The organism is Roseomonas gilardii (genome assembly GCF_001941945.1).
Taxonomy (GTDB): Bacteria; Pseudomonadota; Alphaproteobacteria; order Acetobacterales; family Acetobacteraceae; genus Roseomonas.
This window is the reverse complement of sequence record NZ_CP015584.1, coordinates 628,510-653,060: the sequence shown is the minus strand read 5'-3', so window position 1 is coordinate 653,060 and position 24,551 is coordinate 628,510. Positions and strand designations below refer to the sequence as shown.

General features: G+C 66.5%; 27 protein-coding genes. 15 read left to right on the top strand and 12 right to left on the bottom strand.

Annotation, left to right across the window (positions count from 1 at the left end):
- Positions 1 to 64 precede the first annotated feature (64 nt).
- Both RGI145_RS22380 and RGI145_RS22375 read left to right on the top strand, forming a co-directional pair.
- Positions 65 to 1,144 carry an ABC transporter ATP-binding protein gene (locus RGI145_RS22380; protein WP_075800712.1) on the top strand — a complete coding sequence of 360 codons (1,080 nt, stop codon included), beginning with the start codon at positions 65 to 67 and terminating at the stop codon, positions 1,142 to 1,144.
- Positions 1,145 to 1,422: 278 nt separating this feature from the next.
- Positions 1,423 to 1,749, top strand: coding sequence for a hypothetical protein (locus RGI145_RS22375; RefSeq protein WP_156878730.1), 327 nt, complete (start codon positions 1,423 to 1,425; stop codon positions 1,747 to 1,749).
- Between the two features lie 30 nt (positions 1,750 to 1,779).
- Here the strand turns inward: RGI145_RS22375 and RGI145_RS22370 are convergent, their stop codons facing one another.
- Positions 1,780 to 2,442 (bottom strand): LysR substrate-binding domain-containing protein, encoded by a 663-nt coding sequence (locus RGI145_RS22370; RefSeq protein ID WP_208864026.1) that lies wholly within the window; start codon positions 2,440 to 2,442, stop codon positions 1,780 to 1,782.
- Positions 2,443 to 2,851: 409 nt separating this feature from the next.
- Positions 2,852 to 3,763: a LysR family transcriptional regulator gene (locus RGI145_RS22365; RefSeq protein ID WP_335740096.1), complete on the bottom strand. Its 912-nt coding sequence runs from the start codon at positions 3,761 to 3,763 to the stop codon at positions 2,852 to 2,854.
- A 115-nt stretch (positions 3,764 to 3,878) separates the two neighbouring features.
- Here RGI145_RS22365 and RGI145_RS22360 point away from each other — a divergent pair, with 115 nt between their 5' ends.
- The 9 genes from RGI145_RS22360 (at position 3,879) to RGI145_RS22320 (ending at position 10,229) form a co-directional block, all read left to right on the top strand.
- Positions 3,879 to 4,274, top strand: a complete 396-nt coding sequence (locus RGI145_RS22360; RefSeq protein ID WP_075800709.1) for a (R)-mandelonitrile lyase — start codon at positions 3,879 to 3,881, stop codon at positions 4,272 to 4,274.
- An 8-nt stretch (positions 4,275 to 4,282) separates the two neighbouring features.
- Positions 4,283 to 5,020 (top strand): SDR family oxidoreductase, encoded by a 738-nt coding sequence (locus tag RGI145_RS22355; protein ID WP_075800708.1) that lies wholly within the window; start codon positions 4,283 to 4,285, stop codon positions 5,018 to 5,020.
- Positions 5,021 to 5,024: 4 nt separating this feature from the next.
- Positions 5,025 to 5,786 (top strand): glucose 1-dehydrogenase, encoded by a 762-nt coding sequence (locus RGI145_RS22350; protein ID WP_075800707.1) that lies wholly within the window; start codon positions 5,025 to 5,027, stop codon positions 5,784 to 5,786.
- 24 nt (positions 5,787 to 5,810) lie between these two features.
- On the top strand, positions 5,811 to 6,041 hold the full coding sequence (locus RGI145_RS22345) for a tautomerase family protein (RefSeq protein ID WP_075800706.1): 231 nt from the start codon (positions 5,811 to 5,813) through the stop codon (positions 6,039 to 6,041).
- Between the two features lie 89 nt (positions 6,042 to 6,130).
- Positions 6,131 to 6,601 (top strand): cytochrome P460 family protein, encoded by a 471-nt coding sequence (locus tag RGI145_RS22340; protein WP_075800705.1) that lies wholly within the window; start codon positions 6,131 to 6,133, stop codon positions 6,599 to 6,601.
- A 493-nt stretch (positions 6,602 to 7,094) separates the two neighbouring features.
- On the top strand, positions 7,095 to 8,507 hold the full coding sequence (locus RGI145_RS22335; protein ID WP_075800704.1) for an aminotransferase-like domain-containing protein: 1,413 nt from the start codon (positions 7,095 to 7,097) through the stop codon (positions 8,505 to 8,507).
- Positions 8,508 to 8,617: 110 nt separating this feature from the next.
- Positions 8,618 to 9,052, top strand: a complete 435-nt coding sequence (locus RGI145_RS22330) for a DUF983 domain-containing protein (RefSeq protein ID WP_075800703.1) — start codon at positions 8,618 to 8,620, stop codon at positions 9,050 to 9,052.
- A gap of 25 nt (positions 9,053 to 9,077) precedes the next feature.
- Positions 9,078 to 9,227, top strand: a complete 150-nt coding sequence (locus tag RGI145_RS25280) for a cytochrome ubiquinol oxidase subunit I (RefSeq protein WP_390889921.1) — start codon at positions 9,078 to 9,080, stop codon at positions 9,225 to 9,227.
- An 810-nt stretch (positions 9,228 to 10,037) separates the two neighbouring features.
- The gene (locus tag RGI145_RS22320) at positions 10,038 to 10,229 is read left to right on the top strand and encodes a hypothetical protein (protein WP_075800702.1); all 192 of its coding nucleotides are present in this window, start codon (positions 10,038 to 10,040) and stop codon (positions 10,227 to 10,229) included.
- A gap of 224 nt (positions 10,230 to 10,453) precedes the next feature.
- Here RGI145_RS22320 and RGI145_RS22315 read toward each other — a convergent pair whose 3' ends face one another.
- Both RGI145_RS22315 and RGI145_RS22310 read right to left on the bottom strand, forming a co-directional pair.
- A complete protein-coding gene (locus RGI145_RS22315; protein ID WP_208864025.1) occupies positions 10,454 to 11,854 on the bottom strand; it encodes an MFS transporter in 1,401 nt (466 codons plus the stop codon).
- 160 nt (positions 11,855 to 12,014) lie between these two features.
- Positions 12,015 to 12,947 (bottom strand): dihydrodipicolinate synthase family protein, encoded by a 933-nt coding sequence (locus RGI145_RS22310; protein WP_075800700.1) that lies wholly within the window; start codon positions 12,945 to 12,947, stop codon positions 12,015 to 12,017.
- 171 nt (positions 12,948 to 13,118) lie between these two features.
- Between RGI145_RS22310 and RGI145_RS22305 the strand changes: the two genes are divergently transcribed.
- Positions 13,119 to 14,147, top strand: coding sequence for a LacI family DNA-binding transcriptional regulator (locus tag RGI145_RS22305; RefSeq protein ID WP_075800699.1), 1,029 nt, complete (start codon positions 13,119 to 13,121; stop codon positions 14,145 to 14,147).
- A 233-nt stretch (positions 14,148 to 14,380) separates the two neighbouring features.
- On the opposite strand, the gene RGI145_RS22300 is transcribed toward RGI145_RS22305, so the two are convergent.
- From RGI145_RS22300 to RGI145_RS22265, 8 genes are all read right to left on the bottom strand, one after another.
- The gene (locus tag RGI145_RS22300; RefSeq protein WP_075800698.1) at positions 14,381 to 15,142 is read right to left on the bottom strand and encodes a LamB/YcsF family protein; all 762 of its coding nucleotides are present in this window, start codon (positions 15,140 to 15,142) and stop codon (positions 14,381 to 14,383) included.
- Entirely contained in the window at positions 15,139 to 15,534 is a 396-nt protein-coding gene (locus tag RGI145_RS22295) for a hypothetical protein (RefSeq protein ID WP_075800697.1), read from the bottom strand. The genes RGI145_RS22300 and RGI145_RS22295 overlap by 4 nt, the downstream gene beginning before the upstream one ends.
- A gap of 36 nt (positions 15,535 to 15,570) precedes the next feature.
- Positions 15,571 to 16,566: a 5-oxoprolinase subunit C family protein gene (locus RGI145_RS22290; RefSeq protein ID WP_075800696.1), complete on the bottom strand. Its 996-nt coding sequence runs from the start codon at positions 16,564 to 16,566 to the stop codon at positions 15,571 to 15,573.
- Positions 16,563 to 17,228 (bottom strand): 5-oxoprolinase subunit PxpB, encoded by a 666-nt coding sequence (gene pxpB, locus RGI145_RS22285; protein ID WP_075800695.1) that lies wholly within the window; start codon positions 17,226 to 17,228, stop codon positions 16,563 to 16,565. The genes RGI145_RS22290 and pxpB overlap by 4 nt, the downstream gene beginning before the upstream one ends.
- A complete protein-coding gene (gene accC / locus RGI145_RS22280) occupies positions 17,221 to 18,573 on the bottom strand; it encodes an acetyl-CoA carboxylase biotin carboxylase subunit (RefSeq protein ID WP_075800694.1) in 1,353 nt (450 codons plus the stop codon). The genes pxpB and accC overlap by 8 nt, the downstream gene beginning before the upstream one ends.
- A gap of 49 nt (positions 18,574 to 18,622) precedes the next feature.
- Positions 18,623 to 19,075 (bottom strand): acetyl-CoA carboxylase biotin carboxyl carrier protein, encoded by a 453-nt coding sequence (locus RGI145_RS22275; protein WP_075800693.1) that lies wholly within the window; start codon positions 19,073 to 19,075, stop codon positions 18,623 to 18,625.
- Between the two features lie 116 nt (positions 19,076 to 19,191).
- On the bottom strand, positions 19,192 to 20,556 hold the full coding sequence (locus RGI145_RS22270) for an MFS transporter (RefSeq protein WP_075800692.1): 1,365 nt from the start codon (positions 20,554 to 20,556) through the stop codon (positions 19,192 to 19,194).
- Between the two features lie 158 nt (positions 20,557 to 20,714).
- Positions 20,715 to 21,617 carry a LysR family transcriptional regulator gene (locus RGI145_RS22265; RefSeq protein WP_075800813.1) on the bottom strand — a complete coding sequence of 301 codons (903 nt, stop codon included), beginning with the start codon at positions 21,615 to 21,617 and terminating at the stop codon, positions 20,715 to 20,717.
- 131 nt (positions 21,618 to 21,748) lie between these two features.
- Between RGI145_RS22265 and RGI145_RS22260 the strand changes: the two genes are divergently transcribed.
- The 3 genes from RGI145_RS22260 to RGI145_RS22250 all read left to right on the top strand — a co-directional run bounded on the left by RGI145_RS22260 (position 21,749) and on the right by RGI145_RS22250 (position 24,525).
- A complete protein-coding gene (locus RGI145_RS22260) occupies positions 21,749 to 22,420 on the top strand; it encodes an RraA family protein (RefSeq protein ID WP_075800691.1) in 672 nt (223 codons plus the stop codon).
- Positions 22,421 to 22,437: 17 nt separating this feature from the next.
- Positions 22,438 to 23,646, top strand: coding sequence for an aminotransferase class I/II-fold pyridoxal phosphate-dependent enzyme (locus RGI145_RS22255; protein WP_075800690.1), 1,209 nt, complete (start codon positions 22,438 to 22,440; stop codon positions 23,644 to 23,646).
- A 72-nt stretch (positions 23,647 to 23,718) separates the two neighbouring features.
- A complete protein-coding gene (locus tag RGI145_RS22250) occupies positions 23,719 to 24,525 on the top strand; it encodes an ABC transporter substrate-binding protein (RefSeq protein WP_075800689.1) in 807 nt (268 codons plus the stop codon).
- Positions 24,526 to 24,551: the final 26 nt, after the last annotated feature.

Sequence of the window (24,551 nt, the reverse complement as noted above, 5' to 3'; positions counted from 1 at the left end):
GAAATTGCTGAACGGGGACAATCCCAGCCCGGGACAGACCCTGTTTGAACAGGAGGAAGGTTCCATGGCGGCCATCACGCTGCGTGGCATCCGGAAGGACTATGGTGCCCTGAACGTGCTCCAGCAGGTCGATCTGGACATCGAGAGCGGCGAGTTCATCGTGCTGGTAGGCCCTTCCGGCTGCGGCAAGTCCACGCTGCTGCGGATGATCGCCGGGTTGGAGGAGATCACCGCCGGCGACCTCAGCATCCGCGGCCGCAGCATCGGCCACCTGCCGCCTGGCGAGCGCAACATCGCCATGGTCTTCCAGGATTACGCGCTCTACCCTCATATGAGCGTGGCCGAGAACATGGGCTTCGGCCTGAAGATGCGAAACCAGCCGCCCGGCGGTGTCGAGGCGGAGGTCAGGCGCGCTGCCGGCATCCTGAAGATCGAATCCTTGCTCGACCGGCGCCCGGCGCAGCTTTCCGGCGGGCAGCGTCAGCGTGTCGCGATGGGGCGCGCCATCGTGCGCCATCCGGATGCCTTCCTCTTCGACGAGCCTCTGTCCAACCTCGATGCCGCGCTGCGCGTCGAGATGCGGCTGGAGATCGCGAAGCTGCACAGGCGCCTCAAGGCGACGACCATCTACGTCACGCATGATCAGGTGGAGGCGATGACGCTGGCCGACCGGATTGTCGTGATGAACGGCGGCAGGATGGAACAGGTCGGGGCGCCGCTGGACCTCTATCACCACCCGGACACGCTCTTCGTCGCCCGCTTCATCGGCAGCCCGACGATGAACACCCTGCCTTGCGAAATCCATCCGGACGATACCGGCGGCTGGATGGCGATGCCCGCCGGTGCCGTGCGTCCGGTCCGCCTGCCCACCCCTGTGCCCGCCACCGGCGCCGTCGTGATGGGCATCCGGGCGGAGGACCTCTTTCCCTGCGACGAGGAAAGCGCCTGGTTCTCGGGGCGGCTGACCATGGTGGAGCATCTGGGCAGCCAAGTCTTCGGCTATCTCGGCCTGGAGGGGGACCGCATCCTGACACTGGAATTCCCGCGCGGTAGCGGTGTCCAGGCGGGCGATGCGGTAAGCGTCGCCGGCGATCCGGCCCGATTGCATTTCTTCAACACCGCGGAGGGCAGGCGGATCGGGTAGAATGGCGGTGGCACCATGTCAGGTGTTGCCCTGGAGCGCACCTTCGCCCGGCTTGCCCGTTTCCGGTACCCGATCGTCTGTTGCAAGCGCCGCGCCGGCCGGCACCTCGCCCCGCAAACCCTTGCCCGTGCCCTCATCTGCCCGCAGAGGAGTACGAGGAAGCGTTGAGGAGGCGACGGGTCTCGATTCAGCCTGGACTAGAGGTCGCCTCCTGACGATGGGCTCTCCGATCAGATCATGAGGTTTTTATGCCCGTAGATGGCGAAACTGAAGTCTCAATGGGTGCTGTCTACGACGGCGATGGCAGGCTGGTCCTGGGCAGTGGTCCCACCTTCTCGCTCGGCCTGGTCACGGATTGCGCCTTCCAGGCGGTGCTGCACAACCTGGATGAGCCGGGAAACACGATCGAGCCAGGGGACCGCCTCTGGCTCCTGCCCGAAGGTCTGGTCCCGGGCGCTACCCTTCCAGAGCACGTGCTGGCCAGCCTCGCCGCGGTGGTGCGGACTGGCGGCAAGGTCGTCGTGATGGCGGACGGTGCCAAGGTTGGGAACTGGGCCTGCGAGGCCATCGAGCGGGTGCTCGACGCGCGCCAGGGCAGCGCCTGACCGCGCGTTCCCGGCAGCGGCCCTCCTTCATCATCCGGGATAGGCCTCCCGGCAGACCGTCACGACCGTCTCGCGCAGCCAGCGATGCGCCGGATCGGCGTCCAGGCGAGGATGCCACATCGCCGAGATCAGGAACTCCGGCGCCGGCACCGGGAGACCCAACCCCTCCAAGCCGGATGTGACGGTTGGATCGCCCAGCAGCCCGTTGCCGAGGCAGGATCGCGGCACCAGCGCCACCAGGTCCGATTGGCGCGCGATCCGCATGGCATCCGGATAGCCGGGCACGGCGACGGCGATCCGCCGCCCGAGGCCAAGCCGCCCCAGGGCGGTATCGACCGCCTCGCCCGTCTCCCCTTCCCGCGATGCCGCGACGTGCCGACAGGCGGCGTAGCGTTCCGGCGTCACCTCCCCGACCGCCAGGAGCGGATGCCCCGTCCGGACCACGCCGACGAAGCGGTCGCGGAACAGGAAGCGGGTGCGGATCTCCGGCGCGGAGGTGCCGTGCAGGCCGATCTCCAGGTCGATCAACCCCTCGCGGAGCGGGCCCGCCTCCTTGTCCGGCTTCGGAACGAAGCGGAGTTGGACCTGCGGCGCCGCTCGCGCGACGGCTGCCACGACCGGGGCGGAGAGGACCTCTAGGAAGCCCTCGCTGGCCCGGATGGTGAAGCTCCGCTCCAGCGAGGCGGTGTCCACCCGGGCAGGCTGCGGCCGCAGGACCGCCCGCGCTTCCCGGGCCAGCTCATGGACGCGATCCCGCAGCTCAGCCGCGCCCGGCGCGCACCGGTTGAGGTCTCCTCCGAACCCGGAGTGGTTCAGTCCTTCACCCGCGGCACCCCCTGCGACAGCGGGAAGAAGGGCAAAATCCGCCCGACTTGCGTCTCCGTCAGCCAGAACAACTTCGCCATGGCAGCACCTTCGGCTGCCGTGAAATCACAACGCTATCAGATCGCAAGGTCAGATTTAATAGGTTCTGAGCTTGAGCTGGGACGGCGCGCGTAAGCCAAGCACGACGAGGGCAGGCGGGATAACTTCTGGCCGTACCCAATAGCAGCCATGACGCCACGAGCAGACTGCATGAAACGCCATCGGCACCCGCCGCTGTTCAGGCCCGGTAACGCAGTGCATCCACTATCAGCGCAAATGCAGGCGTCGGCTGACGGCGACTGGGATAGTAGAGGTGGTAGCCCGAGAACGGCTCGCACCAGTCCTCCAGCACTCGCACCAGCCTGCCATCCGTGACATACGGCTGTACATGCTGCTCAGCGAGATAGACGAGCCCAAGTCCATCCAAGGCTGCATTCAGCATCAACGTCGTATTGTTGAACACGAACTGCCCCTCGACGCGAACCTTGACCTCCCGCTTTCCTTTCTCGAACTCCCAGGCGTACAGCCCACCATGCGTCGGCAGGCGCAGGTTGATGCAGTTGTGCGCGGTCAGGTCCTGCGGCTTGCGCGGCTGCGGCCGCCTCTCGAAGTAGGCGGGGGAGCCCACCACTGCCATGCGCATGGGTGGGCTGATGGGCACGGCGATCATGCCCTTGGCGAGTGTCTCGCCCGGTCGCACCCCGGCGTCGAACTGCTCGGCGGCGATGTCGGTCAGGCCGTAGTCGACAAAGATCTCCACCTTGATGTCCGGATACTCCGACAGGAGGGGTCCCAGGACAGGCATCAGCACGGACATGGCCGCGTTCTCGGTCGCAGAGATGCGGATGGTCCCCGACGGCTTCTCGCTGAACTCGCTCAGGGCGGCGAGCTCGGCGTCGATCTCGTCCAACCGCGGCCCGACATTGCGCAGCAGGTGCTCCCCTGCTTGCGTGGGAGAGACGCTACGGGTGGTCCGGGTGAGCAGCCGCAGCTTGAGCCGGGCCTCCACCTCGCGCACCGTCTGGCTCAGCGCCGACGGCGACACGCCGAGCTTCGCGGCGGCCCTGGTGAAGCTCCGCTCCCGCGCGACGGCGAGCAGGGCACTCAGATCATCCAGTTTTGCTTTCACCATTTTGAAGAAGCTCTTCAAAGTCTATGCGGGTTTTAGGCTCTAATCCTGGGGCAATCCATCCATTACCTCTTTGACAGACATGTCGCGGTCACCCGCCAGGGCGCTCCGCTTCGAGACGTGATGGAGAAGCCGAATGGACATCAAGCGCCCGGGCACCCAGCCTTCCAACAAGGGACCGGCGGAGTACTTCACCGGCACCGTCCGCATCGATCCACTGTTCAGCCCGCCGGACCCGGCCCGCGTCGCGGGCGCCCTGGTCACCTTCGAGCCTGGCGCCCGCACCGCCTGGCACACGCACCCGCTGGGGCAGACGCTGGTTGTCACCACGGGCTGCGGCTGGGTGCAGCGCGAGGGCGGCCCGATCGAGGAGATCCGCCCGGGTGACGTGGTGTGGTTCCCACCGGGTGAGAAGCACTGGCACGGCGCGACGGCAACCACCGCCATGAGCCACATCGCCATCCAGGAGAAGTTCAACGGCTCCCCCGTGGACTGGATGGAACACGTCACCGACGAGCAGTACCGGCGCTGAGGCGGGTCATGACCCAAGGCATTCAGGACAAGGTCGTCGTCATCACCGGCGCCAGCAGCGGGCTCGGTGCGGCGACGGCGCGGCGGCTTGCCCGCGACGGCGCCCATGTGGTGCTCGGCGCCCGGCGGCTGGAACGGCTCCAGGCGCTCGCCGGGGAGTTGTCGCTCGGCCAGGACGCCGTCGTGCAGACCGACGTCACCGAGCGTGAGCAGGTGCAACGCCTGGTGGATCGCGCGATGCAGATCCATGGCCGCATCGACGTGATGCTCAACAACGCGGGCCTCATGCCCTTCTCGCCGCTGGAACGGCTGAAGGTGGAGGAATGGGACCGCACCATCGACGTCAACGTCAAGGGCGTGCTCTATGGCATCGCCGCTGCGCTGCCGCACATGAAGGCGCGCAAGAGCGGGCATATCATCTCCGTCTCCTCCGTCGCGGGCCACAAGGTGAACCCGGCGGGTGTCGTCTACGCCGCCACCAAGCACGCCGTCCGCGTGATTTCGGAAGGCCTGCGGCAGGAGGTGAAGCCCTACAACATCCGTAGCACCATCATTTCGCCCGGCATGGTCGACACCGAGCTGGTGGACAGCATCACCGAACCCGACATCGCCGAGGCGGTCCGCAAGCGCTACCAGGGCGCCATTCCGGCCGACGCCTTCGCCGACACGGTCGCCTTCGCGATCAGCCAGCCGGACAACGTGGACATCAACGAGATCCTCTTCCGGCCCACGAGCCAGGAGTACTGAGGTCATGACCCTGTCCTTCCACGACAAGGTCGCCCTGGTGACCGGCGGGAGTTCCGGCATGGGCCTTGCCACCGTGCGCGCCTTCGCCGAAGCCGGGGCCGCCGTGGCCCTGGCCGACCGCGACGAGGGCGCGCTCGGCGCGGCGGTCGAGCATCTGAAGGGTTCCGGCTTCCAGGTACTCGGCGTTACCTGCGACGTCACTGACGAGGAGCAGGTCGCCGACGCCGTCGAGCGGACGGTCGCCGCCTTCGGGCGCCTGGACGCCGCCTACAACAACGCAGGCATCCAGTCTCCCGCTCGGGAAATCGCCGACGTCGGCAACGACGAGTACGAGCGTGTCATGGCGGTGAACCTGCGCGGTATCTGGAATTGCATGAAGCACGAGCTGCGCCAGATGCGGACCCAGGGCAGCGGCGCCATCGTCAACTGCTCCTCCATTGGTGGGCTGATCGGCCTGCCAGGCCGGGCGGCGTACCACGCCTCCAAGCACGGCGTGATCGGCATGACCAAGAGCGCCGCCCTTGAGTACGCGGCGAAGGGCATCCGCATCAATGCCGTCTGCCCGGGCACCGTCGAGACACCGATGGTGGCGGAGATGCTGGCCCAGGAACCGGAGGCGATGAAGGAGATCATGCGGGACCAGCCTATCGGACGGCTGGGACGGCCGGAGGAAATCGCCTCGGCGGTGCTCTGGCTGTGCGGCCCTGGTGCCAGCTTCGTCATCGGCCATGCACTCGCCGTCGACGGCGGATTCACCGCGCACTGACTGGCCCCGAGAAAAGGCAGGATCATGCCCCACGTCATCGTCAAGCTCTACGCCGGAAAGTCCGAGCAGCAGAAGGCACGGATCGCCGAGGAGGTGACCAAGGCCATCACGGCCACCACGAGCAATGCGGAACGTTCGGTGTCGGTCAGCATTGAGGACATCCATCCGAGCGACTGGGCCGAGACGGTCTACAAGCCTGATATCCTGGGCAAGCCCGACACGCTCTACAAGAAGCCGGGGTACAACCCGTTTTAGCGGCGTCCGCCACCCGCTCCTGAGGGCGGCACCAACAGGTCACCGGGCCCGGTCCCAACACCCTTTATCGGCAACGAGGAAGGCAGAGCATGAAGCCCATGCTGCTCCACGGCCTGTCGGCTGCGTTGATGATCGGTGCTGCCGTCACAGCCGCCTGGCAGGCCTGGGCGGGAGGAGACCTCGTTCACTTCCCCGAGGACTACCGGCGCGGCGTGCACTACGCGACCGTGAACCGCGGCAACATCCGCGAGGAACTCTTCACCAGCCGCGAGGCGATCGAGGCGGTGAAGCGTGGTGAGCCTTTTCCCAGCGGCACCGTCATCACGATGGAGGACCACCGCGGCGGTGAACTCCACCGCTTCGTCGTGATGGAAAAGCGCGCGGGCTGGGGCGCCGAGTACCCGCCTGCCCAGCGCAACGGCGAGTGGGAATACCAGTCCTTCGCCCCGGACCGCACCGTCAACACGAGCGAGAACCTCGCCCGCTGCTTCTCCTGCCACAAGTCGCGGGAGGGGCAGGACTTCGTCTGGACCGCCGACCGGATGAGGAACACCCCCTGACATGTCTGCTGCATCCTCACCCATCCACAGCCAGACGCCTGACCGATAGCATCGTCACATCAGCCCAACACAAACTGCGGGAAAGCCGGACCGGGGACCACCTCAGCCCTCGGTCTGTGCCAGTGCAGACCAGCGGCATCTCCAGTGCATTGGCGAGCAGTCGGATGACGCCGAAGAAGATGCGCTGCTCCGATCCCCAATCGGCTTTGCCTTCGTCCAGTGCCAGGGCGTGACGGTCGAGCCATGAGATCAGAAAGGGCGGCAGGACGAATGCTGATCCTGGCAAGGGGGCAGCAAAAGACCAGAATGGCGCGTGCGGTATGTTGTTGTGTCGCAATAAAATCCGCATCCGGTACTGTCAGGAACCCCACATCCCGACGGCTTTAATCCGGCTCTGGATTACTCTTAACGGATATGCAAGTGAATCATACCCACCTTGAATGCATACAATCAAGGAGTAAGATGACATATTGTAGGCGAATGAGGTTCAGGCGTGTCCCGCTCCATTGACGATCTGACTTGGCTGCCCATTATCGATCGGTCTGCGGGTCCCTTGTACCGGTCCATCGCGGATGCGCTGGATCTGGACATCAAGGCTGGGCGCATTGCCGAGGGTATTCGCCTGCCACCCCAGCGACTGCTCGCGGAGAGGCTTGGCGTCGACTTCACCACCGTGACTCGCGCCTACGCGGAGGCAGCCCGACGCGGCTTGGTGGAGGGACGGGTGGGCCAGGGCACCTTCGTGCGCCTCCATCGCGCCGATCGACCGGCCGAGATGGGGGCTGGGTTCCGGCAGGAAATTCCTTCCGTCGATCTTCGGATGAACGCGCCACCTCTGCCGGGAGAGCAAGGCCTGCAGGATGCCCTGCGGCATGATATGGGTACCTTCGCCGCAGGCTTGAGCCTGGATCTTCTGCTTCGCTATCAACAGGTCGGAGGTAGCCCGGCGGACCGCCAGGCGGGGGCGGACTGGCTGCGGGGGCGCTTGGACGTGCCCTCCGAGCGGGTGCTGGTTTGCGCGGGTGCGCAAGGTGCCCTGCTCGCTTTACTGAGCGTGTTGTGCGAGCCGGGCGATCTGGTGTGCTGTGAGGCGCTGACCTACCCGGGGTTCCGCAGCCTAACGGCCCATCTCCGGCTGCGGCTTGCCCCGATAGCCATGGACAGCGATGGCCTACTACCCGATGCCTTCGAGGAGGCCTGCCGGGACAATAGCCCCAAAGCACTGTATTGCACCCCAACCTTGCACAATCCCACCACGGCGACGTTACCGCTGGAAAGGCGCAAGGCACTGGTGGATATCGCCCGCAGGCATGGCGTGCCCATCATCGAGGATGACGCCTACGGCGCCCTGGCACCGGATGGACCGCCGCCCCTGGCAGCCCTGGCACCAGAGGTGGTCTTCCATGTCTCCGGCTTGGCCAAGCCCGTCTCGCCCGCCTTACGGATCGCCTATCTCGCCGTGGCTGAACCCCGCCAGCTATCACGGCTTGCCGCAGCCGTGCGGGCGACAACGGGGATGGCCTCGCCTCTGACCGCGGCCCTGGCAACGCATTGGATCGGCAGCGGCATGGCTGCCGAAATCGTCACCGGCATCAGGCGGGAAACCGCCGCGCGGCACGCCGTCGCCATGGAGACGTTGCCAGCGGAGCTGATCGCCGCCAGTTCCTCGGCTTTCCACCTGTGGCTACGTATGCCCGGAGAGTGGACCCGGGGCGAGTTCACCGCGCGCCTGCGCCCGGCAGATGTCGGCATCGTCGGCAGTGATGCTTTTGCCGTCTCAGCGCCGCCCGAGGCGGTCCGTATCGCACTTGGCACCGCGAGGGACAGGCCAAGCCTGCGCGATGCGTTGCAGCTCGTGGCGGACCTCCTCGCCGAAGCGCCAGCCATGTCCTCACTCCTTGTATGAATCTTCCCTCCCATTGAATGCATACATTTTGACAGGATAAAAAATAAAACACATACATATAGAAATTGCATGCAGGCATTGCTGGGCAGTGCCCTCCAAAGGAATGCGTGATGTCATCCGACTCGGAGTGGCCGCCCCTCCCCCCTCTGCGCACCGGCCTGAAAGGACACTGCCCACGCTGTGGCCAGGGGCACCTGTTCCGCGGCTTCCTCAAGCTGCGGTCCCGCTGCGAGGTGTGTGGCCTGGATTACTCCTACGCGGACCCGGCAGATGGGCCGGCTTTCTTCGTCATCTGCTTCGCCTGCATCCCCAGCGTCGTCCTGGCACTCTGGATCGAAGCCCGCTTCGCGCCGCCTAGCTGGGTCCACCTCGTCACGACACTGCCGTTCATGTTGCTGACCTGCATCCCACCTCTGCGCCCACTGAAAGGATGGTTGGTGGCCAGCCAGTTCTTCTTCAAAGCCGAGGAAGCACGCTTCCACATGGTGGCGTCGGTGGAGCAGCCCGGTGCCGCGCACAAAGGCGCCGATCGGCGCCCGATCTGACTGTCACCGGGCACCGGAGATTCGCATGCTTGGCTTGAATGCGCTGATACTGGCTCGGATCCAGTTCGGCTTCACCGCGTCATTCCACATCATCTTCCCGGCGATCACGATCGGGCTGGCCAGTTCTAAAGGCAAAATGACAGGCGCAGCGAACAGTCGAATGTGGCTCTGTTGAGTCTGCTGGAAGAAACGATGGACAAGGACCTCGCCGCCATCGAGGAAGAACTGGAGGCATTGCGGGACGCACCAGCGTCTTAGCCATCGGCACCGCAGACACCGCGTCGTCTACGGTTGCCCGCCGAGTTGTCGCGTACCGACACCCACCTTGGACCGGCCTCATGCCTATCTCCAGGACGCACTGACCCGCCTGCCGACGCTGCCCAAAGCCGCATTGGTGAATTGCTGCCGCGTCACTGGATATCGATCGACTAATCTGAGGCGTCTATGGGGTGTTCGGTGGGCACTTACGGTCCGCTGGTTTCATTTTTCTTCTTTTTCTTCCCTTCATCGTGATGCCACTTGATGGCGAAGAACATGCCCGTGCCTAACACGAGAATCTTGAACGGAAAGAAGACCAAAGGGAACCAATCCCACATTTTGAATACTTCCAGGCTATGACACTATCTATCGTCAGGAGCATTGCCTCAGAACTTCTGCTTCAGCAGCTTCGCTCTTTGTCACATTGGCCGGATGACATCGCGTGTTCGTTTGAGACGCAGAACCAAGCATTGCATGCATGCAAGGCATCGGCGCATGCTCCCTTGGAACATACAAAATCAGCACGAATGCATGCAATGGGACAATTTGTCTCATACAATCGGTGAAGACATGGCAGGAGCCTCTGGCAGGATATCCGACCTCTGCTGCAGTACAGCGCGGAGGCTCTGTGGGTCCTGGGCGGCACCCAACCCAATCCGAACAGCCTCGGGCGGCACTGAACAATGTCCGCATCATCGGCCTCGACCTGCGCGAAGAGGGTCCTGCGGTGTTCGACCGCTTCAAGACGAGGGCGGAGGGCACCTTGTGGTACTATGGCGCCCTGGCCGAGGTGTGCGCCCGCCGGTTGGACAACTCGCTGTCGCGCGAGCTGACCTGTGCCGTCCGTGACATGCAGGAACTGGTGGCCGCGGCCGATCCCGCGGGACGATGGACGGATGGGAACCGACTGACCTCCTGATGCCGAACGGTGCCGCGCGCGCCGCCGAACTCCGCGAACTCGCCGCCCAGGCCGCGGGCGTGCCGTCACCATCTGCGAGTTCATAGCCCCCATGCCACTCGCATGAACGAGGGGTTCAAACCGGCCACACTTACTGTCCGGGTCCGTGCACGGAACGCGGAGGCTGGAAGCCTCCGCGCGGTAGTTCCTGCGTCATGCCATCCAAGGGAAAACGTATCGATCGGCTAGGGCGACAACTCTTCCAACACGCGACCCTTGGTCTCGATCCCCAGGGCCATCATGATGAAAGCACCGACCAGGAGGACCGCGGCGAAGACCGCGAAGACATACTGGATGCCGAGTCCGCCGATGATCATGCCCGCCAGCACCGGCCCCGCCGAGGAACCGAGCCGGAGCCAGGCACTGCCCAGGCCCGTGCCGATCGCCCGCAACCGCGTCGGATAGAGTTCCGCGGAGTACAGGTAGAGCGAGAAGGTAATCGTCTGGACACAGGCATAGGCGAGACCGGCCAGGATGAGAACCTCGAGTGCGGACGTGGCGCCGATCGCGAAGAGCGCCAGGAGCGGCACCGCCCCTCCCACGAAGGCCATGATGTACCAGCGCTTGCGTCCCACCTTATCGATCAGCAGGGCGCAGATGACCGCCGCGACCACGCCGGCAAAGGAGGTCAGGAAGCCGTAGCCGAGGCTGGTCTGGAGAGGCAACTGGAAGGTTTCGCGGTACAGCGTGGGCAACCAGGTGATCGTGCCGTTGGCCACGATATAGGCGCAGAACCAAAGCGCCCAGATCATCAGGGTGCGCTTCAGGTAGATGCCCTGGAACAGCTCCCGCCAGCCTTCCGCCGAAGCCTTGCGCACCGGCGCCACGACAGGGACAGGCGGCGGCAGTTCCTGCCCGCGCCGCCGCGCGCTTTCCTCCAGCGAGGAGACGATGCGGTCGGCTTCCTCGTAGCGGCCCTTCGAAGCCAGCCAGCGCGGTGACTCCGACATGAAGAAGCGCAAGGGAAGCATGACCAGGGACGGCACCAGGCCGATGATGAACATCGCCCGCCAACCATAGACCGGAACCAGGAAGTAGCCGATCGCGCCCGCCCCCACCAGGCCCATCAGGAACATCACCTCGTAGAGCAGGAAGAAGCGTCCGCGTCCCTTGGAGCCGATGTATTCGTTGATATAGGCACTCGCCACCGGCACTTCGCCGCCGGTCCCAATGCCCTGCACGAAGCGGAACAGGATCATCGACCAGGCGCCCCAGGCGAAGAGACAGGCGAGGTCCATCGCAACGAAGAGGACGATGGTGAAGAAGAGGATGCGCAGCCGGCCATAGCGCTCCGCCAAGCCGCCGAAAAGCACCGCGCCGATCAACTGGCCGAGATAGCCCGCGGCGAGGATCAGGCCGACCTGCTGGGGCGTCAGGCTCCATTCGCGCACCAGCACGGGCATGGCGTAGGCGATCGCCAGGACCGTGTAGCCATCGAAGAAGGTCGCCGCGCCGACGATGTTGCGGGTCCAGAAGACCTTGCGCGTGATGGGTAGGCGCTCGAGGCGGGCACTGATGTCGGCGGGGCCGTCCATCGTCTTTGCCGCCGTACGGTCGATCAACTGTGGATCGGCCTGCATAAGCATATGTCTTCTCCCTGGATTGGCCCTGGTTCTTCTTGTTATGGCCGGCTGTCTTCGGGGCGCCGGAGGCGATGATCGGAGCCTGCCCTCGATCCCGCTCCGTCAGGAGCGGGATCAGGGCCTGTTCCCCGTATCGGGGAAGCGTCTGCCTATGGCAGCCGGATCAGGCGGCCAGCGCCTCTTCCACTACGGTCAGGCCGGAGGCCCTGACGGCGGCGCGGATCTCCACGTCGGCGGCGTCCCCCAGCGGCTTCAGGGGCTCGCGCACATTGACGTTGTCGATCAGCCCGCGGGCGCGCAGCGCATGCTTGAGCGCCACCGAGCCCTCCATGTGCGAGCCGCGGTGATAGACGGCCCGGGTGATGGGCAGGAGCTGCTCGTGGTACTTGCGCGCGAGCCTGTAGTCCTGGGCCTTGCCGGCCTCCAGGTACTCGATGAGCAGCTCCGGCGCCATGTTGCCGTAGCCGACCAGCAGGCCGTCGACGTCGAACATGGTCGGCAACAGCCATTCGTCGTGGCAGGACATGATGGCCAGGTCCGGGAAGGCGTTCTTCAGGGCCGGGATCTCGTTGTACCAGCGCTTCATGTCGCGCACGCCATTCTTGGTGGCGGTGACGCCCGGGATGGCGGCGATCTCGAGTTGAGTGTCGAGGTCGTAGTTCGCCTTGGTCGCGGCTGGGTACTGGAACAGGATGCATTCCAGGCCGGACTGGGCAATCGCCTTGTAGCGGTCCTGTGGGGCGCCCTTCTGGTAGCCGAAGCGCAGCCAGCCATGGTTCGGATAGACCAGAGCGGCCGACGCGCCGACATCGAACTTCTTCTGCGCCTCGATCTCCGCGACCTTGGTGCCTTCCCCGGTGATGCCGGCCACCACGGGAAGCGGCGTCGCATCCTTGTAAACCCGGATCAGCTCCAGTTGTTCGTCGTGGGTGAGGAAAGTGCCTTCGCCGGCATGGCCGAGGATGACGAGGCTCTTCACGCCGGGGATCGAGGCCAGCCACTGGGCGAGCCGGGCGTTCGCCTTGAAGTCGACGTCGCCATTGTCCTTGAACAGCGTTACGGGGGCGGGGTTCAGCCCCTTCCAGTCGATGGCCATGACCTGATTCCTTCCCTGAAGGTGTTGAGGCGGGACGTACCCAGAGCTGCCGATCCTTGTTCATGACGTTTGCAAGGATCGTTACCGGGAACGTTCCCATAGATGATCTTGCGCGGCCGTTCCTGTCAACCGATAAATGAAGGGAACCCGACGTGGCTCGAGAGGCTGAGCATGATCCAGGACGATGAGACCCAGGAGCGGCCCGGACGTGTCACGATCCTCGATGTGGCTGCGGCGGCGGGAGTGTCGAAGTCCACCGTCTCCCGCATCTTGGACGAGCGCCTTCCCCGCTCGGAGAACGAGACAGCCCGGAAGGTCCGTCAGGTGGCAGCCCAGCTCGGCTACATCCGCGACGTCTCGGCGGCGAGCCTCCGCCGGGGCCAGACCAACACGATCGGCGTCATCGTCCCGCGCCTCACAGACACGGTAATGGCCATGCTCTACGAGGCACTGGCCCGGGCCTGCACCCGCTCCGGCCGCTTCGCGATCGTGGCAACGACCGATGACGAGCCCCAGGCTGACCGTGCCGCCGCCCAGGCCCTCCTGCAGCGGGGCGTGGACGGGCTTGTTCTCTCCACCGCGCGGGAAGGGGACGATTTCGCGCAGGAACTGGCGGAGCGCGGCGTGCCTTGCGTCCTGGCCCTGCGCAGCGACGGGCGGAGCCTGGCATCGGTCGGCGACGACCGGCTCGGAGGCTATCTCGCCACGCGGCACCTCATCGATCTCGGCCACCGCCGCATCGGCATCATCGCGGGCCCGCACTATGCGTCGAGCAGCCTTGGCCGTCTGGACGGCTATCGTCAGGCCCTGCGGGAAGCGGGCCTGCCGGAAGATCGGCTTCTGGTGTCCGAATCGACTTTCGGGATCGATTCCGGCGCGGAGGCCACCGAAAGGCTGATGGGGCTCGCGAAACCGCCCACGGGAATTTTCGCGGTCAACGACAACACGGCCATCGGCGCCTTGTCCGCGCTGTCTCGGCTCGGCCTCTCCGTGCCCGATGACGTCTCGCTGGTCGGCTACAACGACATCCCGATCGTCAGCCGGCTTCCCACCCCACTGACCACGGTGCGCGTTCCTTTCGATCAGATCGCGAGTGCTGCACTTGAGCTGATGATGCAGGGCTCGACGGGCGAGCGCATCCGCGTCGCGACCCCTACCCTCATTCCGCGCCGATCCACGGCGTCACCAGGACGCTCCTGAAAATACCACTCAGTAAATATAAGAAAAACTAAATCAACCTGACGAAATAAAGTAAGTATATTTTATATAATTGTTCCGACCAACGGGTAAACTTCACTCCCCTATACATATATTTCATGGCGATTTCTTGCATTGCAAAAGGACACCGTTCGGGTGACCGGCCCTTGATGCCAGGAGAGCGTCCGCTCATGCCTCGTCGTTGAAGCGGCAAAGGAGGTTTCACGACCAGACAGTCAGAGCCTGGACAGAGGGGTGATCTGCGCCCCTGCTGCCAGGATCGCGGATCGTATCGTCTCGCCGAGCTGCACGGCGCCCGGCGTGTCGCTGTGCACCAGGATGGAATCTACCGACATCCGCAGCACCCCGCCATCGATGGTTTCTAGGGTGCCGTCGCCGAGCAGCCTGGTGATCCGGTCATGGATCCTGCTGGGATCCTTCACCACCGAACCAGGCACCGACCGGGACACCAGCAGGCCCTGCCGGTCATAGGCGCGATCCGCCAGGAAGGATCGCACAACCCGGAGGCCATGCCGCTCCGCGGCCTTCTCGGCCTCCGTACCTGGCAGGCCCAGGAAGATCAGGTCGCGGTCGAAGATCCGGACGGCCCGTAGCAGCACCTCGGCCACCTCTGCATCGACGAAGGAGAGGTTGCCGAGGGCGCCATGGAAATTGGCATGCGTCAGCCGGTGCCCCGCCGCCTCCGCGATCGCCCGCAGCGCGCCGAGCTGGTAGAGCGTCATCATCTCCAGCTCGCGGACGTCGATGCTCATGGGCCGGCGTCCAAAGCCCTGGCGGTCGGCATAGCCGATATGGGCGCCCACATCCGCGCCGCGTTCCAGCGCGAGGCGGACGGTCCTGTCCATGATCACCGGATCGCCGGCGTGGAAGCCGCAGGCGATGTTCGCCGAGGAGACCAGGGCCAGGATGCCGGCGTCATCGGCCGCGCTGTAGATGCCGAAGCCTTCGCCGAGATCCGAATTGATGTCGATCTTCATGGTGTGGTCTCCGCCAGCGGTTCGATCTCGAAGAGCCGGTCGCCATGGCCCACCAGCGCCCCATCGGGAATGCCTGCGTCCCGCAGGATGCCGTCGGCTGGCGACCGCACGGCCAGCAGGGCCGGGCCGAGCTGGATCTGGCCCAGGATCGCGCCCCGGGTGACGGCCGTGCCGGGGGTGGGCGTGTCCGGCCCGGTCCGGAAGGTGCCCATGGAGGGCGACGCGACCGCCATCGCGGCCGACCGGCCACGTGGCTCTGCCGCGACCGGTCCAGGCAGGGATGGCATGAGCCGGAGGTCGATGCGGCGGCCCCTTGCCTCGACCACCAGTTCACCAATCCCATGGGCCGCCGCGAAGCGCGCCAGCCCGGCGATATCCTTCACCTCAACCATGCAACGCCTCCTCCTGTTCCGTTCCGTGCGGCGGCGTCACGCCATGCTCCGCCTGACCCGGTCGAGCCGGGCGAAAAGCCGCTCAGCGGCCAGCACCTGCCGGCGCAGGGCCGTGACGGCCGCCTCCCGCTCCACCACCGTGAAGCGCAGCGTGCCGCCCAGCCGGGCCTGGCCGAGACGCCAGAGATCCGCGCCGATCACGGCGGCGATCTTCGGATAGCCGCCGCAGGTATTGGCGTCGCTGAGCTGGATGACCGGCTGGCCGGAGGGCGGCACCTGGATGGTGCCGGGCAGGATGCCGTGCGACAGCATCTCGATCCGGCGCGTGGGTGTCAGGCCCGGCCCGGCCAGCCGGTAGCCGACGCGGTTGCTGTCCGGCTGGACCGTCCATTCGGCCTCGACCAGGGCCTGCCGCGCCGCCTCGTCGAAGAGATCATGCTCCGCCGCCGCGACGAGGCGGATCGGCGCATCCGCCGGCCCGCACAGTTCCTCCAGGCTCTCCGTTGCCAGGCCCCAGTCGCAGGCTGGCGCGGCCTGCCCCCGGGCCCGCAGCGGCACCCGGTCGCCCGGTTGGAGGGCGCGGCCTTCCCAGCCGCCGAAGCCGCCCTTGAGATCCGTGCTCGCGGAGCCGAGAACCGGCGCGAGGTCGAAGCCGCCGGAGACTGCCAGGTAGCTGCGCATGCCGATGCGCGGGGCGCCACCCCGCAGGACCTGTCCCGCCCGCGCGGTCATGCACCACATCGGCGGCACGGCCCAGCCGTCGAGCGTCGCCGCGCAATCGGCGCCAGCGAGGGCGAAGACCGTATCCACGCCGAAACGCAGTTCGAAGCCGCCGAGGGTGAACTCGATGCCGGCGGTCCCGGCCTCGTTCCCGGTCAACCGGTTGGCGATGGCCAGCGCCAGGGGATCCATCGCGCCGGAGCGCCCGACGCCCAGGGACAGGAAGCCCTGGCGGCCGAGATCCTGCACCGAGGCCAGCGGGCCGGGCGAGAAGATCTCGATCGCGGCTGCCGCGGTGGTTCCTGCGGTCATGGCGCGAGGCTCTCGATCGTGAAGCGGATCATGTCGCCCGGTGCGAGCAGGGCCGGCGGGTCGCCCCCGGGATCGAAGAAGGGCAGGTCGGTCGTTCCGATCACATGCCAGCCGGAGGGCGAGGTGCGGGAGATGACGCCCGTCTGCGCGCCGCCGATGACCACGGACCCGCTTTCCACCCGCACACGCGGCACATCGCGGCGCGGCACGACGAGGGCGGGATCGAGGCCGGCGAGGTAGCCGAAGCCCGGCTGGCTGCCGAGGGCATAGACGACATAGCGGCCGGCGCTATGCCGTCGCGCCACCTCCTCGGGCGAGAGCCCCGTCACGGCGGCGACATGCGCCAGGTCGTATCCGGACGTGCCGCCGTAGCGTACGGGGATCGTCACCTCCTTGCCCGTCACGGCACTGCGGCCGGCGCTGGCCCAGCAGTGCCGGATCGCCGCCACAGCCGCCTCGCCATCGCTACAGGGGTCGATCACCAGCAGGAGGTTGTTCATTCCCGGAACCGCCTCGCGCACGAAGGGGAGGCGGACGACCTCCCGCGCCAGGGTCCAGAACCGCTCCTGCAAGGCCGTATCCAGCGGTGCGGGGTCGGACTGGCAGAGCACGGCGCCTTCGCCCAGCCAACTGGTGTGAAGCGGGGGAAGAGCCTCAGCCATGGTCGCGCTCCTTCAGCCAGTGCTCCAGGTGATGGATGCCGACGCCACCCTGGCGGAAGCCGGGTTCCGCCAGGATCGCCTCGTGGAGCGCGATATTGGTGGCGATGCCTTCGACCCGCGTCTCGGCCAGGGCGGCGCGAAGGCGCGCCATGGCTTCTTCCCGATCGGCGCCGTGGGCGATCACCTTGGCGATCATCGAGTCATAGTAGGGCTGCACCGAGTAGCCGCTCTCGACATGCGTCTCGACGCGGATGCCGGGGCCGCCGGGTGCCCGCCAGCGGAGGATCCGCCCCGGGCAGGGGCGGAAGGTGAAGGGGTCCTCGGCGTTGATCCGGCACTCGATGGCATGGCCGCTGCGCCGGATCTCGGCCTGGGTGAAGCCGAGCGGCAGACCCGAGGCGATACGGAGCTGCCAGGCGACGATGTCGATCCCCGTCACCATCTCGGTGACGGGATGCTCGACCTGGACACGCGTGTTCATCTCGATGAAGTAGAAGGCGCCGCCCTCGTAGAGGAACTCGAAGGTGCCGGCGCCGCGATAGCCGATGTCGAGGCAGGCGGCAGCGCAGCGCGCGCCCACCTCCTCGATCAGCGCGCGGGGGATGCCCGGCGCCGGCGCTTCCTCCACGACCTTCTGGTGCCGCCGTTGCAGCGAGCAGTCGCGCTCGCCGAGCCAGACCGCGTTGCCATGCGCGTCCGCCAGCACCTGGATCTCCACATGGCGGGGGGCTTGGAGGAACTTCTCCATGTAGACGTCGGGGTTGCCGAAGGCCCGGGCGGCCTCCTCCCGTGTCGTGGCGACGGCCTCGACCAGCCGATCGGGCGCCTCGACGATCCGCATGCCGCGGCCGCCACCGCCGCCGGCCGCCTTGATGATGACGGGATAGCCGATTTCCGCGGCGATGCGGCGGCAGGCCGCGTCGTCGGCCGGCAGGGCGCCGTCCACGCCCGGCACGCACGGCACCCCGGCGGCGCGCATCGCCCGCTTGGCGGCGATCTTGTCGCCCATCGTCTCGATGGCCGCGGCGGGCGGGCCGACGAAGACCAGGCCTGCTTCCTCCAGGGCACGGGCGAAGCCGGCATTCTCGGAAAGGAACCCGTAGCCCGGATGCACAGCGTCGGCGCCGGTCAGTTCCGCGGCCAGCAGCAGCCGGTCGATGCTGAGATAGCTGTGCGCGGCCGCCGCCGGCCCGATGCAGAGCGCCCGGTTGGCGGTCGCGACATAGGGGGCTTCGCGGTCGGCCTCGGAGAAGACCTGGACGGATTCGATGCCGAGCAGGCGGCAGGCCCGCTGGATGCGCAGCGCGATCTCGCCACGGTTCGCGATCAGTACCCGTTTCAGCATGCCATCCGTCCCGCCGCCCACTGCTCCGCCATTACTCATGGATGCGCCCTCAGCCGATCTCGAAGAGCGGCGCGCCCTCGTCCACCATCGCGCCATTCTCGGCGAGGATCCGCAGGACCACGCCGTCCGCCGGCGCCTTGACCGGTGTCAGCATCTTCATTGCCTCGATGAGACCGAGGGTTTGGCCGGCCGCCACGGCCGCTCCCACTTCCGCGAAGGGCGGCTCCGTGGGGCCGGCGCGTCGGTAGAAGAGTCCGGGCAGCGGCGCCGCGCAGCGATGCGGCGCGGTCTCCGCGCCATCCACCCCGCCCGGTGATGCGCCGCCGGCGACGACGGGGGCGGGATCGGCCGCTGCTCCGGCCGCCGGAGGCGGGGCCTCCCCGGCCGATGCCACACCGTGCCTGACGATCCTGACGCTGGTCTCGCCCTCTCGGTATTCCAGCTCGGCGATGGGCGCCTCGCTCACGAGGCGGATCAGCGTCTTGATCTCATCGATGTCCATCGCACTCTCGCTCGGATGTCTTGGCGGGGCACTGCCCCGGGGATGGCGGAACGGGATTGCCCGGCGGGGCCAGCCCGCCCGGCCATCCCTCCCTTTGGGGGGCTCTGGCGGCCCGCTCAGCGGCTGGCCACGCTTCCGCCTACCTCTTCCGCCTCGATCGCCTCCAGGCTCCTGCTGCCGGTCTCCACCGCGAGCAGGCCGATCGTCACGGCCTGGATGACCAGCAGCACGGCCACGCCGCTCACCACCGCCAGCATGCCGCCGGCCTGCACCAGGAACACGGAGGCGAAGGGGATGCCGATCGAGGCGAGACGCCCCGCGGTCACGGCCCAGCTCGTCAGCCGCATGCGGACCTGGGTCGGGAACAGCTCCGGAAGGTAGCCGGCCTGGATCACCGAGACCAGGAAGTAGACGAGGCTGAACATGACGAAGCCGAGCGCGGTCGCCACGACCTGGGATTCCACCAGGGCGAAGCACGGACCGATGATGGCGGCGAGCAGCGAGCCACCGACGATCGCCGGCTTGCGCCCGATGCGGTCGCTGAGGAAGTAGGCGAGGATGGCACCGGCCGGACCGCCCAGGGTCATCAGCACCGACTGGCCCAGCGACTGGTTGATCGGGATGCCCTGGCGAGCGAGGAAGGTGGGCAGCAGGGCGATGAAGCCATAGATCGCGGCGCTCTGCACGATCTGCGTGATCGCGCCGATCACGAGCGGCCGGCGGAAGCGCGGATCGAGCGGGCCGATCCCGGCCGCACCGGGGCTGACGGCCGGCTGTGGCGCCGGCATGGCGGCGGCGGCGGCCGGTGCCTCGGCCTCGATCCGGGCCACAATCGCGTCGGCCTCGGCCTGTCGGCCATTCCTTTCCAGCCAGCGCGGCGATTCCGGAATGTTCTTGCGGGCGATGAAAACGATCAGGCCACCAATCCCGGCGATGACGAACATGGCACGCCAACCCAGGGTGGGGATCACGATCCAACTCATCAGAGTGGCGGCGAAGAGACCGAACTGCGCAATGCAGGAGAGCAGCGCCGCCCAGCGGCCACGCCAGGCCGGCGGGACGAACTCGCTGAGCAGGCCGTAACCAATCACCAGCTCGGCGCCCAGACCGATCCCGGTGAGGAAGCGCGCACCGATCAGCAGCTCCATGTTCGGCATCACCGCACAGAGCAGCGAGGAAAGGCCGAAGACGAGGAGGTTGAACTGGTAGGTGAACTTCCGGCCGTAGCGGTCGCCGAGCATGCCCGCCATCAACGAACCAATCAGCATGCCGAAGGCCGTGGCGGACAGGAAGGCGGCATTCTTCTCGACGGTCGACCAGCCGCTCTGGACAATCGAGCCCAGGACCGAATTGGCGAGGTAGATGTCGAAGGCGTCGAAGAACAGGCCGGCGCCCACCAGCAGCAGGATCCTCTTGTGGAACGGCAGGATCGGAAGCCGGTCCAGGCGTTCCGAAACCGAAGCGGTATGCGTGGCCCTCATCACAATTCCTCGCGTCATCAGCGCGTATCAGAAGACAGAGCATTCAGTATTAAAAGAGATTTATCATCATGTTGAATTATCGCTTTTAGGAATATAATTTACCGAAGGCAGTGGGTCCAGGCCGTGCCGGCGTGACACTCCTGTCGCCTGGGCGGTGCTCAAGCCCAGCGGATGGGGTCCGAGAAATTGCAGGTCGACCTTGCGATGTTCGCCAGGGAATCGACGACGTTGCTGGATTCCGTTCCGCGAAACATTAACGCGTAGGTGACTGCGGGGAGCGGCGGGTCAGTCGAGATGACCCACAGCCTACCCTGTTCCACCAAGCCACCGAAGCAACTCTGCGGCAGGTAGCTGACCCCTACCGCCGCCAGGGTCAGGCCCACCATGGCCATGAGACTGTTGCTGGTCAGCAGACGCGGGAACTCGACACCGTTCTCCTCGAGCCATTTGCCGAAGACCAAGCCCGAACCGGAGCGTCGCCCTTGCGTCAGGATATTGAAGCGGGCCAGCTCGCGCAGCGGTAGCATGCGACGGTCGTGAAACAGCTCTGGGCTACACATCCAGGCATTCTGCACATTGATCAGCGGCACGCGCCGCAGGCCAGGCGTCCAGAAGGTGTCCGGGACGATAATGAAGTCGAGGCTGCCCTTCCGAAGGGATTCCACGAGGTCGGCGCTCATCTCCACCTCCGGCTCCAGTGCGATGTTGGGATAGGAGGCGCGCAGCTCGCTGACGAAGGCAGGAAGCCAGGTCATGGCCGTCAATTCGGTCACTCCGAAACGCAACTGCCGCATCGCGATGGCACGGCTGGTGCCAACGGCGAGGATGCGGTCGCGCACCGATAGCAGCTCCTCGGCCAGCGTCATGATGGCCTCGCCCTTCGCCGTCAGGCGCGAGCTACGCTGCGCCCGGTCGAAAACCGGCGTGCGAAGCTCGGCTTCCAGCTCCTGGATCCGCTTCGAGATGGCGGACTGCGTGGTGTGCAGGCGCTCCGCTGCCTTCTCGAAGCTGCCCAGCGCCACGATCCAGCGCAACGCTTCCAGTTGCTTGATGGTGGGCATGTCCTGGGCACTCCCCTGCATGAGACGACCGCTGGTCCATACCATTCCCTAAAGGAATGACCTAACAGTAGATCAAATCCTTTTTTTCTGAATTCCCGCTGTGGCATCTCCCGGACATCGGAGGTACCGCCATGCCAGCCACGACCACTTTCCAGCCGATCCTGCCGCCTACCCTGACGCCGGCGGAGGACGCTGCTCTCCGTGCTCTCGCCACACCGTTGCTCAGCGACAACATGGATCGCCTCGTCGGCGCGACCGGCCTCAACAAGTATCATCGCCAGGGGATGCTGGTGGGCACGGCACTGACCGTCCGCTCGCGTCCGGGCGACAACCTCGGCATGTATCAGGCCCTGGCGCTGATGCAGCAGGGCCATGTGATCGTCGTCGATGCGGGGGGCGATCTCAACAACGCCATCTGCGGCGACCTGATGCGCGCCTACGCCGTCTCGCGCGGCTGCGCCGGCTTCGTGGTCGATGGCGCCATCCGTGACGTCGCCAGCTTCGCCAACGGCGATTTCCCTTGCTACGCGCGCGGCGTCGTCCATCGCGGCCCGTACAAGTCCGGCCCCGCCTTCCTGAACCTGCCGGTCAGCATCGGCGGTCAGGTGGTTCGTCCCGGCGACATCGTCGTGGGCGACGAGGACGGGCTCGTCTTCATCGCGCCAGACCGCCTCGCCGATACGATTGCTGCAGCACAGGCGAAGCTGCGCGCCGAGCAGGCCATCATGGCCGAGATCGAAGGTGGCGCCGAGCGCCAGAGCTGGCTGCACGGCCTGCTCGGCCAGATGGGCATCCAGGTCTGAGGAAGGCACCAGACACCATGACCGACATCACCATCGCCCGCCGTCCGGCGGCCATCAAGCCCTCGCCCAGTATGGCCGCGCGTGCCCTGGTCCTCAAGCTGCGTGCCGAAGGTCGCAGCATCGTTGACTTCACACTGGGCGAGCCGGATTTCAACACCCCCGCCCACATCACTGAGGCCGCCTTCGCCGCGGCGCGCAAGGGCGAGACGCGCTACACGGCCCCGGCCGGCACCCAGGCGCTGCGCGACGCCATCGCCGCCAAGTTCGGCCGCGAGAACGGGCTGGACGTGCCGGCGGACCGCATCGTCGTCGGCAGCGGCGCGAAGCAGCTGATCGCGACCGCCTTCGCCGCGACGCTGGACGATGGCGACGAGGTGGTGGTGCCGGCGCCGTACTGGGTCTCCTATCCGGACATGGCCGTGATGAACGGGGGCGTGCCGGTCTTCGTGGATTGCGCTGAAGCGAATGACTTCAAGCTGACGCCGGAGCAGCTTCGTGGCGCCATCACGCCGCGAACGAAGTGGCTGGTGCTGAATTCGCCCAACAACCCGAGCGGCGCCGTCTATTCCCGTGCGGAGATGGCGGCGCTCGCTGAGGTGCTCGCCGGTCATCCGCAGGTGCTGGTGATGACGGACGAGATCTACGAGCACTTCATCTACGACGGCGCCACCATGGATTCCTTCGCCGCCGTGGCACCGGCACTGGCCGGCCGGACCCTGACGATCAATGGCGTCTCCAAAGCCTATGCCATGACCGGCTGGCGCATCGGCTACGCTACCGGGCCGGCGGCGCTGGTGCGGACCATCGTCAACCTGATCTCGCAGAGCACCTCCTGCCCCTCGGCGGTGAGCCAGGCGGCGGCCGTGGCCGCGCTGACCGGCGACCAGGGTATGGTGCGCGAGGCGAATGCTCTCTACCAGGAGCGCCGCGACCGCATCGTGGCGCTCCTGAACGGGATCCCCGGCATCACCTGCCGCACGCCAAGCGGCGCCTTCTACGTCTATCCGAATGTCGGTGGCCTGATCGGCCGGCGCACGCAGGACGGCGCGGTGCTGGGCAGCGATGTCGAGATCGGGCTCTTTCTGCTGCGAGAGGCCGGGGTCGCCGTGGTCGATGGCAGCTCCTATGGCCTCAGCCCCTATCTCCGCATCTCCTTCGCCACCTCGATGGACGAGATCAAGGAAGGCTGCGACCGCATCCGGCGCGCCTGCGAGAGCCTGCGCTGAACGAGAGGCAGGCCCCGCTGCCTGCGGGGCCTGCCTCCCCCGATACCCCACCCCGTCACGAGGAACCGATCCATGCGCTTCGCCACCGTGGCTTTGACTGCCTTGCTTGTCCTTGGTGTCTCCGCCGCCCGAGCCGACCAGTTGGATGACATCCGCCAGCGCGGCACACTGGTCTGCGCCACATTGGGCACAGCCGAGCCCTTCAGCTTCCAGGATCCCGCGACGCGGCAGACCATTGGCTACGATGTCGATTTCTGCCGGCGTATCGCCGAGCATCTGGGCGTGAAGCTGGAGCTGAAGCTGCTGGCGGTGGAGGCCCGCATCCCGGAGCTTTCGCAGGGCCGGGTGGATGTGGTGGCGGCCAATCTCGGCTATACGCCGGAACGCGCGCAGCAGATCGACTATAGCCACTTCTACTATGTGGGCCAGCAGAAGCTGCTGGCCCGCGCCGGCGACAGCATCCGGGTCGCAAATGATGTGGGTGGTCGGCGCGTCAGCACCATCAAAGGCTCCACCTCGGAGCTGGCGGTGCGCGAGAGCGTGCCCACCGCCCAGACGGTGACGTTCCAGGACGCGCCCTCCGCCTTCCTGGCGCTGCAGCAGCGGCGTGTCGTCGCCTTCGCCGCTTCCGAGATCATGCTGGTCCGCTTCCGCGCCCAGTTGCCGGATGGGACGCTGACCATCCTCGAACCTTCGCTGATGCGCGAGCCCTGGGGCATCGGCGTGCGGCGCGGCGAGGCACGGCTGCTCGCCGCCGTCAACGAGGCGCTGACGGGAATGGAGCAGTCGGGCGAGGCGGCTTCGATCTTCGATCGCTGGCTCGGCGCCGGCTCGGCCTATCACATGACCCGCGAGTTCCGGATCGAGCCGCGCGGCTGACCGGGCCGTAACAGGGCGAAAGAGGG